This window comes from Bradyrhizobium daqingense (assembly GCF_021044685.1).
GTDB lineage: Bacteria > Pseudomonadota > Alphaproteobacteria > Rhizobiales > Xanthobacteraceae > Bradyrhizobium > Bradyrhizobium daqingense.
In genome coordinates this window covers 4,600,903-4,614,708 of record NZ_CP088014.1, presented here as the reverse complement: position 1 = coordinate 4,614,708, position 13,806 = coordinate 4,600,903, and the positions used below count along the sequence as shown (strand labels likewise).

Genomic DNA, 13,806 nt, shown 5'->3' with positions numbered 1-13,806 from the left:
CTCCTGTGATGCTTTTTCTTGTCTTACGTCTTTGGTCTCGCGTCGCGCTAGGCGTTGAGGCGTTTGCCTGTCGCCTCGTCGAACAGATGCACCAGCGAAGGATCGGGCTTCAGCCGCACCTTGTCGCCCGGGTTGAACTGGTGGCGCTCGCGGAAGACCGCGACGACCTGCTCGCCGCCGACCTTGGCGAACACCTGCGTCTCCGAGCCGGTCGGCTCGACCACGATGATCTCGGCCTCGGCGCCGTCATCGGCGATGGTGAAGTGCTCGGGCCGCACGCCGTAGACGGCCGGACGGCCGTCGGAATTGGCGGGCGCGGTCTTGAGCGGCAGCTTGACGCCGTTCGGTCCCTCGAAGGTGGCAACGCCGTTGACGCGCACATGGCCCTTGAGGAAGTTCATCGCGGGAGAGCCGATGAAGCCGGCGACGAACTGGTTGTCGGGCTTGTCGTAGAGCTCGAGCGGCGTGCCCATCTGCTCAACGATGCCGTCATGCATGACGACGATCTTGTCGGCCATGGTCATGGCCTCGATCTGGTCGTGGGTGACGTAGACGGTGGTCGTCTTCAGCCGCTGATGCAGCTCCTTGATCTCGGTACGCATGGCGACGCGCAGCTTGGCGTCGAGGTTCGACAAGGGTTCGTCGAACAGGAACACCTGCGGATCGCGCACGATGGCGCGGCCCATGGCGACGCGCTGGCGCTGGCCGCCCGAGAGCTGGCGCGGATAGCGATCGAGCAGCGGCGACAGCGCCAGGATTTCAGCGGCGCGCTTGACCCGCTTGTTGATCTCCTCGGAGCTGGCATTCCGCAGCTTCAGCGAGAAGCCCATGTTGTCGGCTACCGTCATGTGCGGATAGAGCGCGTAGTTCTGGAAGACCATCGCAATGTCCCGCTCCTTGGGCTGGACATTGTTGACGACGCGGTCGCCAATCGAGATTGTGCCGGAGGTGATGTTCTCGAGGCCGGCGAGCATGCGCAGAAGCGTCGACTTGCCGCAGCCGGAAGGGCCAACCAGGACGACGAACTGGCCGTCCTCGATCGGAATCGTCACGCCGTGCAGGACTTCAAAATTGCCGAACGATTTCCGCACGTCGCGGATTTGCACAGACGACATCTAGCTCCCTCCTCGAAAGTCCACGACGACTCCAGCGCCGCGACCGTCTTGTTCTTTTTGGACTTCACCGAACGAAGCCCGATCATAGCAGGCGACATTGTCGGTAGTTTGTGCGGTTTTGGCAATTTGTCTTTGGTTAGTCGTTGCTGGTAGCGCTGTCAACGATCCTTTGTTTGCGTCAGTGGCTATGCTATGAGCAGCAAATGGGTCGAAAACGCACCAAGTCCGGCAAAATCCGGTTGGCTGAAGTGGCCGAGCTTGCCGGCGTCAGCCCGATTACCGCGTCCCGGTTCTTCCGCAATCCGGAAGCGCTGTCGGTTGCCAAGCGGACCCGGGTCGAGAGCGCCGCCAAGGAGCTCGGCTATGTGCCCAACCTTGCGGCGCGGGCGCTGGCCTCGCAACGTACCGAGGTGATCGGTGTATTGATCCCCTCCCTCACCAATAACGTGTTCTCGGACGTGCTGCGCGGCATCTATGATGCCTCCGAAGGCAGCCGTTACTCCATCCAATTGTCCAACACACGCTACAGCATTCTCCAGGAGGAAAAGCTGCTGCGCCTGTTCCTGGCGCAGAAGCCTGCCGGACTGATCGTCACCGGCATCGACCAGACAACGGAGTCCCGCGCGATGCTGGAGGCCGCCGACTGCCCGATCGTACAGATCATGGAGATCGGCCCCGATCCAGTCGACATGATGATCGGCTTTTCGCACTATGACGCGGCACGCGCGGCGGTTGCCCATCTGTTCGAGCAAGGCCACAGCAGGATCGGCTTCGTCGGCGCACGCATGGATCCGCGGGTGCAGCGGCGCCTCGACGGATATGTCTCGGCCATGAAGGATGCCGGTCTGTTCGACCAGCGCCTCGTCGTCACGACGTCGACACCGACTTCGGTGACGCTCGGCGGCGCCCTGTTCACCGATCTGCTGGCGCGGGAGCCCCTCGATGCCGTGTTTTGCGCCAATGACGATCTCGCGCTCGGCGTGCTGTTCGAATGCCGGCGCCGGGAGATCGCCGTCCCCGAACAGATCGCGATCGTCGGATTCAACGACCTCGAATTCATGGCCTCCGCCGTCCCCACTCTCACCAGCGTGCGCACCAACCGCTATGAGATGGGCAACACGGCTGCAACCATGCTGATCGAGGCGATCGACGGACGTCGTCCGGAACAGCCGGTGCTGGACCTCGGCTTCAAGGTGGTCGAGCGGCAAAGCTCGTCGTCGCGGCGTTCGGACAGCAGGTCCGCCGCTGCCGGTGCCAGTGCTTCGAACAAAATGGTAGCGTTACCAAGTAGCCATGACTAGTATCGCACTTGTGAGGAAATGACCCGCCAGCGGGCCGGCAGACCATCGCTCGCGCCGCTGGGCATCGCACAAGCCGACACCTTGAAGCGGACGCGAGTGAAACGGACGCCCGTGCGTTTGCATTGCAGGAGAGACCAATGACAAAAAAACCAACCAATGGGCACGCTGCCGGCAACGGCGCTCGCCGCCACCTCCGCTCACAGGAATGGTTCAACAATCCACATAATCCGGGCATGACCGCGCTCTATATGGAGCGCTATCTGAACTACGGCCTCACCCGCGCCGAGCTTCAATCCGGCAAGCCGATCATCGGCATCGCCCAGACTGGCAACGACCTCTCGCCCTGCAACCGCCACCATATCGAGCTTGCGCACCGTGTCCGCGAAGGCATCCGCGAGGCCGGCGGCATTGCGATGGAATTCCCGACCCACCCGATCCAGGAGACCGGCAAGCGCCCGACCGCGGCGCTCGACCGCAACCTCGCCTATCTTGGCCTCGTCGAAATCCTCTACGGCTATCCGCTCGACGGCGTGGTGCTGACCACCGGCTGCGACAAGACAACGCCGGCCTGCATGATGGCGGCGGCGACCGTCAACCTGCCGGCCATCGTGCTGTCGGGCGGCCCGATGCTCAACGGCTGGCACGCCGGCGAGCGCACGGGCTCCGGTACCATCGTCTGGAAGTCGCGCGAGCGGCTTGCCGCCGGCGAAATCGACTATGAGGAGTTCATGGAGATCGTGGCCTCCTCGGCCCCCTCGGTCGGCCATTGCAACACCATGGGCACGGCATCGACCATGAACGGGCTCGCCGAAGCGCTGGGCTTCTCGCTGCCGGGCTGTGCCGCGATCCCTGCGCCCTATCGCGAGCGCGGCCAGATCGCCTACGAGACGGGCAAGCGCATCGTCGAGATGGTCTGGGAAGATTTGAAGCCCTCGGACATCCTGACCCGCAAGGCATTCGAGAACTGCATCGTGATCAATTCGGCGATCGGCGGCTCCACCAACGCGCCGATCCACATCAATGCGCTGGCACGCCATATCGGCGTCGAGCTCTCGATCGACGACTGGCAGAAATTCGGCCATGACGTGCCGCTGCTGGTCAACATGCAGCCGGCCGGCTTCTATCTCGGCGAGGAATTCCACCGCGCCGGCGGCGTGCCGGCCGTGGTGCGCGAGCTGATGAAGCACAAGCGCATCCACGAGGATGCGGTCACCGTCAACGGCCGCGGCATCGGCGAGAACTGCAAGACTGCGCCCGCGCCCGACAATGACGTGATCTGGGCTTACGACAAGCCGCTGGTCAAGGACGCCGGCTTCCTGGTGCTGAAGGGCAATCTGTTCGATTCCGCGATCATGAAGACCAGCGTGATCTCGAAGGAATTCCGCGATCGCTACCTCAGCAACCCCAAGGACCTCAACGCCTTCGAAGGCCGCGCCATCGTGTTCGAGGGGCCGGAGGACTATCACGAGCGGATCGACGATCCCTCACTCGACATCGATGAGCGCTGCGTGCTGTTCATCCGCGGCACCGGGCCGATCGGCTATCCCGGTGGCGCCGAGGTGGTGAACATGCAGCCGCCGGCGGCGCTGATCAAACGCGGCATCCTGTCCCTGCCCTGCATCGGCGATGGCCGCCAGTCCGGCACCTCGGGCTCGCCCTCGATCCTGAACGCCTCGCCGGAAGCCGCGGCCAATGGCGGACTCGCGATCCTACGGACCGGCGACAAGGTGCGCATCGACCTCAACAAGGGCAGCGCCAACATCCTGATTTCGGACGACGAGGTGAAGAAGCGCCATGCCGAGCTGATGGCCAGTGGCGGTTTCAAGCATCCGGCGAACCAGACGCCGTGGCAAGAGATCTATCGCAACACCGTCGGCCAGCAATCCACCGGCGCATGCATGGAGCTCGCCACGCGGTATCAGAACGTCGCCGGCACGTTCGGCGTGGCGCGGGATAATCACTGACGCATTCTGTCATTCCGGGGCGCGACAACGTCGCGAGCCCGGAATCCATAACCGCGATCGGAAGTATGGATTCCGGGCCTGTGCCTGACGGCGCATCCCGGAATGACGACACCAATTCAAAGGAGTGAACAAAATGGCAGACCGCCTCAAGGGAAAGCGCGCCGTCGTCACGGCGGCTGCGGCAGGCATCGGGCGCGCATGCGCCGTCGCTTTCGCGCGTGAGGGTGCAACCGTCATCGCCACCGACATCAACGAAGCCGGCATCGCGGGCCTGACCAAGGAAGGCGTGGCCGAGGTCGCCAAGCTCGACGTCCGCAACACCGCCGACGTCAATGCCTTTGCCAAGCGCGTCGGCAAGATCGACATTCTGCTCAACGCCGCGGGCTTCGTGCATCACGGTACCATCCTGGAATGCTCGGAAGAGGATTTTGATTTTTCGTTCGACCTCAACGTCAAGTCGATGCACCGGACCATCAAGGCGTTCCTGCCCGACATGATCGCGGGTGGCGGCGGCAGCATCGTGAACATCTCGTCCTGCGCCGCGCTGCGGCCGCCGGCGAACCGCTATGTTTACAGCTCGTCGAAGGCGGCGGTGTCGCTGCTGTCGCGCGCGGTCGCGCTGGACTTCATCACCAAGGGCATCCGCTGCAACTCGATCTGCCCCGGCACCGTCGAGACGCCATCGATGCTCGACCGCGCCGCCGCGCAAGGACCGCAGGGCAAGGAGATGTTCATCTCTCGCCAGAAGATGGGCCGGCTCGGCACCGCCGAGGAGATCGCATCCATGGCGGTCTATCTCGGCAGCGACGAGAGCGCCTTCACCACCGGCGTCGACCTCGTGGTCGACGGCGGCTACATGCTCTGACGCTTGGGGCATCCGGCATGAACAAGATCGATCTCAACGGGCGCGTTGCCGTCGTCACCGGCGGCGCGCAGGGCTTTGGCCGCGCCATCACCGAGCGCTTCGTCGCCTCCGGCGCCAAGGTCGCGATCTGGGATTTCGATGCGGCTCTCGCTGAGAAGACCGCGAAAGAAATCGGCGACAGTGCCCGCGTGTTCAAGGTCGACGTCACCGACACCGCGGCGGTCGAGCAGGCCCGCGACGCCACGCTCGCCGCGTTCGGCAAGATCGACATCCTCGTCAACAATGCCGGCATCGCCGGCGTCAACAAGCCGGTCTGGGAGACCGATCTGGAGGAATGGCGCAAGGTGTTGCGCATCAACCTCGATGGTCCCTTCATCGTCTGCAAGGCGATCGTGCCGGTGATGCTCAAGCAGAAGTACGGGAGGATCGTGAACATCGCCTCCATCGCCGGCAAGGAAGGCAACCCGAACGCCTCGCATTATTCGGCCTCCAAGGCCGGCCTGATCGCGCTGACGAAGTCACTCGGCAAGGAGCTCGCCGCTCACGACATCCTCGTCAACGCAGTGACGCCGGCAGCGGCAAAGACCGCGATCTTCGATCAGATGACGCAGCAGCATATCGACTTCATGCTGTCGAAGATCCCGAAGGGGCGCTTCGTGCTGGTGGAGGAGCTGGCCGCGATGGTGAGCTGGCTTGCATCGGAGGACTGCGCGTTCTCGACCGGCGCCGTCTTCGACATCTCGGGCGGACGCGCAACCTATTGAGGACACCATGATCCGGGAAGGCGGATGCCTGTGCGGCGCGGTGCGGTTCAAGGCGGAGGGCGAGCCGCTCAACGTCCGCATCTGCCATTGCCGCATCTGTCAGAAGGCGATGGGCTCGCCCTACTTCGCCCGCGCGCAGTTCGACCAGCGCGCGCTCAGCGTCGACGGCGAGATCGCCCGCTACGCGTCCTCCGAGAACATTGACCGCGTGTTCTGCAAGCAGTGCGGTACGCGTCTGTTCGCGTGGCGCCGCAACGGAACGCTTGCCGGCGTCGCGCTGGCCACCTTCGACGATCGCAACGCCTTCGCGCCGACCGAGCACATCTGGGTCTCGGAAAAGCTCGCTTGGGTGAAGATTGACGAGGGTCTGACGCAATATCCGGGGACAATTCCGGCGTGAATTGCGCGACTGCACGGCGGCGCACCGGGGCAGTGATTCTGCAGCGTGGCATTTCGGAACCGGCCACCCTATGTTGAGCTGGAGCGCTGCTGCACCGCCGGTTCGGCTGGAACGGCTGCGAGAGGCCGCGAGCCAACCGGGACCAACGAGCCGTGAACATTTCCTTTTATGATCTTTCCGTCTGGGTGCTGCCGCTGGTGCTCGCCATCACTTTCCACGAGGCCGCGCACGCCTTCGTCGCGGACCGGCTCGGCGACAACACGGCCTCGCAGCTCGGGCGGGTCAGCTTCAATCCGCTCAGGCATATCGACCCGTTCGGCACCGTGATCCTGCCGGCGATGCTGCTGTTCGCGCATTCGCCGTTCCTGTTCGGCTACGCCAAGCCGGTGCCGGTGAACTTCCGCAAGCTGAACAATCCCCGGTTCGATATGGTCTGGGTGGCGCTGGCCGGGCCCGCCACCAACATCCTGCTGGCACTCGCCGCCGCCCTCGCCTTCCATGCCCTGCCCCTGATGCCCGCGAGCGCGGCGAAATGGGTCGCCGACAACCTCAAGAATGCGCTCATCATCAACGCGGTGCTGGCCGTCTTCAACATGATGCCGATCCCGCCGCTCGACGGCGGCCGGGTCGCGGTTGGATTGTTGCCGCGGCCGCTCGCCATGCCCCTGGCCCGGCTCGAGCCGTTTGGGATGCTGATCCTAATCGGCCTGTTGATCCTGCTGCCGCTGGCGGGCTCGCAGTTCGGTCTAAATCTTGATGTTATTTCAGCAATACTGCGGACGTTGACCGGTTATGTGATTCAGGCTGTTCTCTTCCTGACCGGCAATACGTAGTTGACGGCGACACCCGAACACAAGCCGAAGGGCCCGAGGCCGACTTGGTCAAAGCTGCCGATATGCTGATCGCGCGACGCGCCGACACGCGCGCCCGCGCGGATTTTGCCACCTGGAAGATGATGGCCAAGCTCAATGGGTCGTCCGCTCTGCCTCCGGAGGCCCAGGAGTTCCTCGCGAGCTACAAGAACCTCTTGGCGCAGATGAGCGAGGGCGAGGCCACCGAGGCCACCATCGGCGCCATCTACAAAGCCTATTATGCCGAGATGGGTGGCGCGGGAACACCGCCTGACGTCCGCCCCCGCCCGCCCGAAACCGCGCAAGACAATGTTACCGCCTTCCGCCGCCCGCCACCGAAGCCGAAGACCACCAGCTTTTTCGGGACGGGCACGGCGGCGGGAACCCAGAAACGGCCGCTGCCGGTGGCGCTGATCTTCACCTGCCTGGTCGTGGTTTATGTCGGCATCCGCCTCTACTGGCGCTGAGCCGTGTTCTTCTTTTTCTTGGCGTCCGGCGGCGTGAAGATGATGTCGACGGTGCGCTCGAAGCGGTCGTCGGTCAGCCCGGCGGGCGGCTGGGGAATGGGATCGGACTTACGGACGATCGAGACCGCGGCCGCATCGTAAGCGGCGTCTCCGGACGACTCCACGACGTCGACCGACAGCACGTTGCCTCTGCGGTTGATCGCGAAGCTCACCTTGACCTTCTGGTTGTTGGGCTGCTTGCCCTCCGGATTGATCTTGTGGGCCGTCAGATGCGCACTGATCTTGCGATTCCAGTCGGCCGTGATCTTGAGGATGTCCTTGCCGAGGCCAAGCACCGGCGCCAACGCCTTCTCGGCCTCCCGCGCGTCTTCATCGAGCGTCTGCCGTGCCGTCGCAACCGATTGCGGCGATGCCTCGGCGGCGGGAGTCTCGACCGCCGCGATCTTCGGATCCTCGTCCTGCGGCTTCTTCGATATGGTCTCGGTGACGACGCGATCGGGATCCTCGACCTCTTGCGACTGATCCTTCGGCAGCTCGGTTTCCTTGGTCTCGGCCTTTTGCTCGGGGAGCGCCTGCTGCTCCTGCATCGCTTCGCTGTCGGGCCCCGGCGGAAGGTCGGTCTCCGGCGCCTTCGGCGAAGCCATCTCGACGGCGAACTCGGCGCCGGCCGCGCCAAGGCCATCGCCGTCGTCGTCGGCCTGCAGATGCGCCAGCGCGAGCGCGGCGCCACCGAGATGAAGCGCCAGCGCAGCCACCGCTGCGAAGATCCAAAGCTTCCGGGATGGTCCAGCTTCGTTCGGCATCGCGCGTCTGCTCAAGGCTGACCAGCGCCGGCCGCCGGTGCCCCCGGGGCGCCTTCCAGCGCCACCAGCTTCACCCGCGTATAGCCGCCTGAACGGAGGAGCTCCATGACCCCCATCAACTCCCCATACGGCACCGACTTGTCGGCGCGCAGGAAGACGTACTTGTCCTTGCTCATGTCGGACATGCCATCGAGGGTGCCGATCAGCTCGGGCCGATGGACCGGGTTCTCTCCGATCGCAAGCGTCAGATCCGGCTTGATGCTGAGATAGGTCGGCTTGTCCGGCTTCTTCTGCGGCGTCGCGCTCGACGTGGGCAGATCGATCGGCAAGTCGACGGTCGAGAGCGGAGCTGCGACCATGAAGATGATCAGCAGCACCAGGATGACGTCGATGAACGGCGTGACGTTGATGTCATGCGTTTCCGAGAAATCGTCGTCTTCGCCGTCGTTGTCTGCGAGTGAAACGCCCATGGCTCACTCCGCTGCGCGTGAATGCACGCTGCCGTGGCTGCGGTCGAGATCGCGCGAGAGCAGCCGACCCGCTGCGCCCGAGGCGCGGCTGACGAGCTCGAGATAGCCTTTCGTCACGCGTGCGAAATGATTGTAGATGATGACGGCAGGGATGGCGGCGACGAGGCCGATCGCGGTGGCGAGCAGCGCCTCGGCGATGCCGGGCGCAACCACGGCGAGGTTCGTCGTCTGCGATTTCGAGATGCCGATGAAGCTGTTCATGATGCCCCAGACCGTGCCGAACAGGCCGACGAAGGGCGACGTGGAGCCGATGGTCGCGAGCACGCCCATGCCGATGCGGATGCGCCGCTGTTCCGCACGTACGATCTCCTGGAAGCTCGAGGCCGCGCGCTCCTTGATGCCGGCGTCGCTGGATAGGCCGGCCGACATCCGTGCCTCACGCAGCGCCGCCGCGAGGAACGACGGCAGAATCCCCTCCTTGGCTCCGAGCGCCATCTGGGCTTCCGCGAGCGAGCGCGCCTCCGCGGTCTTCTTCAGTGCCGAACGAAGCTTGGTGGAGGCGACCGACAGCTCGATCGACTTGGCGATGAACACGGTCCAGGTCATCAGCGAGGCAAAGGCGAGCCCGATCATCACCGCCTTCACGATGACGTCCGCCGACATGAACATCACCCAGGGCGACAGTTCCTTCATTGCTTGGACGGCAGCCGCTGCATCGGGCTTGGCGGTCGTCGAAGCCGCAGCCGCGGGGGACGCCGTTGGAGCAGCGGGCGCGGTTGCCGTCGAAGAAGGCGCCGGGACATTGGGTGCGGTGGCTGCCGGCGCCGTACCGGCCGGTGCCGGTGCGGGCGGGGTTTGCGTCTGGGCGGAAAGAGGAGAAACGAGCCAGGCGGCCGCCAGCATCGCGGCGGCGGCAAGGCTTGCTTGGAAGGTCATGCTCTTCATAGTTCGGCCCAGTAACGAATGAGGTTGTGATAGATACCCGTCAATTTGACCGTTTCGGGATCGTCACGCCCGAGCCGTTCCACCAGCGCCTGAATCGCGGTGTCGAGGTCAAAGATCATGCTGCGAGCTTGATCGTCCCGTATCATGCTCTGAAGCCAGAAGAAAGACGCAACCCGCGTTCCCCGCGTCACCGGCGTGACGAGATGCAGGCTGGTCGAGGGATAGAGCACGCAGTCGCCGGCCGGCAACTTGACTTCGTGCGAACCGTAGCTGTCCTCGATCACAAGTTCGCCACCGTCGTACTCGTCCGGCTCGGCGAGGAACAGCGTGACCGACAGGTCCGTGCGGATGCGAAGGCCGGTCAGACGGTCGCCCCGGATCGCATTGTCGACATGCAGGCCGAAATGGTGGCCGCTGCTCGCCGCATAGCGGTTGAACAGCGGCGGGAAGATCTGGAGCGGGATCGCCGCCGCGACGAAGCGCGGGTTCGACGTCAGCGCGGAGATGATGCGGTTACCGAGCTTGCGCGCGACCTCGCTGTCCGGCGGCAACTGCTCGTTACGCTTGACCATGGCCGACTGCGCTCCCGCAGTCGAACGGCCGTCCTCCCATGCGCTGGCGTCCATGATGCGGCGGAAATCCGCCACATCATGCTTGCTGAGAAGGCCAGGCAGGTCAACATGATCAGAACTTCGCTGTTGTCACGACGTAGAACGCCCGCCCCGGCGCGACCGCCACGAACGGCACGGCACTGCGATAGAACGAGTCATAGTACAGCTTGTTGGTCAGGTTCTGCGCGTAGAACTTCATGGTCCAGTTCTGGTCGATCTTCTTCTCGACGAACGCGTCGAAACGCCAATAGCTCGGCAGCTCGTTGGTGTTGGCAGCGAACGTGCCGCCATAGACCTTGGAGCGGTACACCGCCTGCCCGCCCAGCTCCCAGCCGCCGTCGAACTTGTATTTGGTCAGCATGCTGAACGACTGGTGGGCGATGTTGGCGAGCTGGAGGCCGATATTCGAGGCAATGCCGCTCTGCGTGACCTTCGACTGCATCAGCACCAGACCGCCAAAGATGCTCCAGCGGTCGGTGATCTTGCCCTCGGCCTCGATGTCGATGCCCTGGATCCTGTAGGCAGCGCCCGAGGTCAGCAGGCCGTTGACGGTCTCGCGCGCATTGTCCTTCGTGGTCTGGAATAGCGCACCGGTCACCAGCAAATGGTGATCGGCCAGCTCCCATTTGGTGCCGAGTTCGATCGCCTTGTTGCGCTCGGGCCCAAGCAACACGGCCGTGTTGGGTGGGACGCCGCCGTAATCGGTCGCGGTCGCATCAAGCTCCGAGCCGAACGGATTGGCCGAAGTTGCATAGGCTGCATAGAGGCTGCCGATCGACATCGGCTTGTAGACCAGACCGACGTTATAGTTCACCAGATCGGCATTCTGCTTCAGATAGGCCGCGTTGGTCGACGAGCTCTGGCTGTAGCCGTCGTAGCGGATGCCGCCGTTGACGATGACGGTGTCCTGCCAGTTCGCGGTATCCATGACGTACACGCTGCTGGCGTTGACGCCATAGCGCGTCGGATTTCCGGTCAGGCCCGGAATGCCAAAGGGGATGCTGGTGTACTGAGGATAGTAGAGATTGACATTTTGCACCGCGCCGTTGCTCGTGAAGGCGGAGCCGGACAGTTCCGATGCGAGACCGGCATAGCGGTCGATCGAGATGTTCTCGTTCGAGTATTCAACGCCGAACACCGCGGTATGCTTGACCCCGTTGGTATCGAGCTTGAACGTGGCCTCGTTCTGGTTGGCCCACACGTCGACGTTCTGGTAGCGGCTCTGCGCGCTCGCCGTCGTGGTCCAGAGCAGCGGATTGGGGCTGGTCGTGTTCGGGTTCTGAGGTAGCGTGCCGATATAGTTGAGCAGCGAGTGTTCGCCGCGCACCTTGCTCGTGAGCGTGATGGCCTCGTTGACCCTGTACTCGATCGTGCCGGTGCCGAAATCCTGTCGCGCGGTCTGGAAGTCGCGGTTGAGGAAGCCGTACCAGTTTCCGCGCGGAATGCCCGCCGACGTCACCGGCACGTTGCCCTGCCTGTAATAGGGCACGCCGAAATCGGGGTAGCCGCTGAGATCGGTGTGAACGTAGTTCGTCGTGATCTTGATGTCGGTCGTCGGGGTGTATTTGGTCGAGATGAAGCTGCCCCAGCGATTGTCCGTCACGTAGTTGCGACCGGCGACGTTGGCGTCCTGGAACAGGCCGCCGGTGCGCACCGAGAAGGTCGGATCGATGACCTGGTTGACGTCGAGCGTGACGCGCTTGGTCATGTCGGTGCCGAACTCGGAATCCATCCGCTTGAAATTGACGTCGCCGGCCTGCTTGGTGACGATGTTGATGGCGCCGCCGGCGGTACCGCGGCCGGCATAGGAGGATGCCGGTCCGCGCAGGATCTCGATCTGCTCGGTGAAGAAGTTCTCGCGGATCGAAACGGCGGGATCGCGGATGCCGTCGATGAAGACGTCGTTGCGTGCGTCGAAACCGCGAATGAAGAAGCGGTCGCCGAACGCGTTGCCGCCCTCGCCCGAGCCTAGCGTAACGCCCGCGGTCGATCGCCCGATCTCCTTCAGCGTCGTCGCGTTCTTGTCCTCGAGCACTTCCTTGCTGAGCACCGTGATGGACTTCGGCGTGTTCAGCATCTTCTCGGGAAACTTGCCCGAGGCCTGGACGTGGTCGACCTTGTAGGGCGCGGCAGGATCGGCATAGGGATTGCCATCGGGCGCACCGGACGGCGTGGTGGGAGCCGCCTGCCGGGCCTGCTGGCGCTGCGCAGCACGCCGAAGCGCGTTGCGGGCCCGGACCTGCTCCGGCGAAGGCTTCGAGGTCACCGGACGCGGACGCTGCACAGGAGCATCGACTGTCACTGGTGGCAGGCTCGACTGCTGCGCCTCAGCGCCACTCGACACCGTCGCAACGGCTATCAGGCTTGCAACGGCGGTAACGGTTTTGCCCGCAGCAGCATCGAAATTATTGTCGACAGACTTTCTCAACGCAGCCGTACGCAATGACCGCGGTAACCTAACATTCCCCATCTCACGCCCCATTATTCGACGACGATTGGTCGCATTGCGACAACTCGACGCAATGGTGCTATCGGGCGTGTGATTGAGGGTCAACGCGATCAGGGCAACATTCCGACTGAATCCGTCCATTTCAAAACAATTCTAATCTCAACGGCGGCCGCAGCTTCAAACGGTTCTAAAGTTGAAGCGTTCTAACTGCCTTTCGATTGCCGCGCTCCTTAACGCTTTCATCAGCGCACGGAGTGATGCGCCTGATCGAAACGGAGATGCCGACAACAATGCGGTCCTATCGGTCGAGCAAAATCAGGTCAATGCAACTCGTCCGTCCGCAGATTTGAATTTGTCCAGATCGGCTGCGCATAGATTTTAAACAGTCGAGGTGCCGAACCCCACTTAGTCGCTGCTCGGCGATTTCATCAGCGAGAACAACTCGTCGACAGTCTTCTGCGCGAGCGCACGCACGCGATCCGTGTTGTCCATGCCCACGATGTTGACGCCGTTGACGACGGCTTTGATCTCGTCGCGGAAGTCGGTGAGGAAGCGCAAGGGATCGCGCTGCTCGTTGGCGACGCGCGCGATCAGCCCCGTGATCAGGATCTGACACGCGATCAACTTGCCGTTCAGTTCGTCCATTCCTTGCGCTCCCTTCGTGGCGGCGCCGATATGGACGATGCCGAATTTCCTGACAACCGAAACGGCCTGCGCGCGATTTAGAACCGTTCTCGCAACGCTTCAGCCACACCTTAAGCGTGCATCTTCGGCAGAGACACGCCGCATCGGCGGGCAGAT

14 protein-coding genes are annotated in these 13,806 nt (G+C 63.4%); 7 read left to right on the top strand and 7 right to left on the bottom strand.

All coding sequences use genetic code 11. From position 1 onward, the window contains the following. Positions 1–47: 47 nt before the first annotated feature. Positions 48–1,115 (bottom strand): ABC transporter ATP-binding protein, encoded by a 1,068-nt coding sequence (locus LPJ38_RS21700; protein WP_145642864.1) that lies wholly within the window; start codon positions 1,113–1,115, stop codon positions 48–50. Between the two features lie 203 nt (positions 1,116–1,318). On the opposite strand from LPJ38_RS21700, the gene gntR reads away from it, so the two are divergent. The 7 genes from gntR (at position 1,319) to LPJ38_RS21665 (ending at position 7,727) form a co-directional block, all read left to right on the top strand. Then, positions 1,319–2,416, top strand: coding sequence for an HTH-type transcriptional regulator GntR (gntR, locus tag LPJ38_RS21695; RefSeq protein WP_145642862.1), 1,098 nt, complete (start codon positions 1,319–1,321; stop codon positions 2,414–2,416). Between the two features lie 137 nt (positions 2,417–2,553). Next, the gene (locus LPJ38_RS21690; RefSeq protein ID WP_145642860.1) at positions 2,554–4,380 is read left to right on the top strand and encodes an IlvD/Edd family dehydratase; all 1,827 of its coding nucleotides are present in this window, start codon (positions 2,554–2,556) and stop codon (positions 4,378–4,380) included. Between the two features lie 133 nt (positions 4,381–4,513). Next, the gene (locus LPJ38_RS21685) at positions 4,514–5,245 is read left to right on the top strand and encodes an SDR family oxidoreductase (protein ID WP_145642858.1); all 732 of its coding nucleotides are present in this window, start codon (positions 4,514–4,516) and stop codon (positions 5,243–5,245) included. A 17-nt stretch (positions 5,246–5,262) separates the two neighbouring features. Then, positions 5,263–6,009 (top strand): SDR family NAD(P)-dependent oxidoreductase, encoded by a 747-nt coding sequence (locus LPJ38_RS21680; RefSeq protein ID WP_145642856.1) that lies wholly within the window; start codon positions 5,263–5,265, stop codon positions 6,007–6,009. Between the two features lie 7 nt (positions 6,010–6,016). Next, complete coding sequence (locus LPJ38_RS21675; RefSeq protein ID WP_145642854.1) at positions 6,017–6,409, top strand: GFA family protein; 393 nt, start codon at positions 6,017–6,019, stop codon at positions 6,407–6,409. Between the two features lie 152 nt (positions 6,410–6,561). Then, on the top strand, positions 6,562–7,242 hold the full coding sequence (locus LPJ38_RS21670) for a site-2 protease family protein (RefSeq protein WP_145642852.1): 681 nt from the start codon (positions 6,562–6,564) through the stop codon (positions 7,240–7,242). A 62-nt stretch (positions 7,243–7,304) separates the two neighbouring features. Then, entirely contained in the window at positions 7,305–7,727 is a 423-nt protein-coding gene (locus LPJ38_RS21665) for a hypothetical protein (RefSeq protein ID WP_145642881.1), read from the top strand. Here the strand turns inward: LPJ38_RS21665 and LPJ38_RS21660 are convergent. The 6 genes from LPJ38_RS21660 to LPJ38_RS21635 form a co-directional block, all read right to left on the bottom strand. Continuing rightward, the gene (locus tag LPJ38_RS21660; protein WP_145642850.1) at positions 7,715–8,530 is read right to left on the bottom strand and encodes an energy transducer TonB family protein; all 816 of its coding nucleotides are present in this window, start codon (positions 8,528–8,530) and stop codon (positions 7,715–7,717) included. The genes LPJ38_RS21665 and LPJ38_RS21660 overlap by 13 nt on opposite strands. A gap of 11 nt (positions 8,531–8,541) precedes the next feature. After that, on the bottom strand, positions 8,542–9,000 hold the full coding sequence (gene exbD / locus LPJ38_RS21655; RefSeq protein ID WP_061848502.1) for a TonB system transport protein ExbD: 459 nt from the start codon (positions 8,998–9,000) through the stop codon (positions 8,542–8,544). Positions 9,001–9,003: 3 nt separating this feature from the next. Next, complete coding sequence (gene exbB / locus LPJ38_RS21650) at positions 9,004–9,945, bottom strand: tonB-system energizer ExbB (RefSeq protein ID WP_145642848.1); 942 nt, start codon at positions 9,943–9,945, stop codon at positions 9,004–9,006. Then, positions 9,942–10,571 (bottom strand): Fe2+-dependent dioxygenase, encoded by a 630-nt coding sequence (locus tag LPJ38_RS21645; protein WP_231088676.1) that lies wholly within the window; start codon positions 10,569–10,571, stop codon positions 9,942–9,944. Before LPJ38_RS21645 ends, exbB begins: the two co-directional genes overlap by 4 nt. A gap of 58 nt (positions 10,572–10,629) precedes the next feature. Continuing rightward, positions 10,630–13,026: a TonB-dependent receptor gene (locus LPJ38_RS21640; protein WP_145642844.1), complete on the bottom strand. Its 2,397-nt coding sequence runs from the start codon at positions 13,024–13,026 to the stop codon at positions 10,630–10,632. 384 nt (positions 13,027–13,410) lie between these two features. Further along, positions 13,411–13,650, bottom strand: a complete 240-nt coding sequence (locus LPJ38_RS21635; protein WP_145642842.1) for a hypothetical protein — start codon at positions 13,648–13,650, stop codon at positions 13,411–13,413. Between the last annotated feature and the right edge of the window lie 156 nt (positions 13,651–13,806).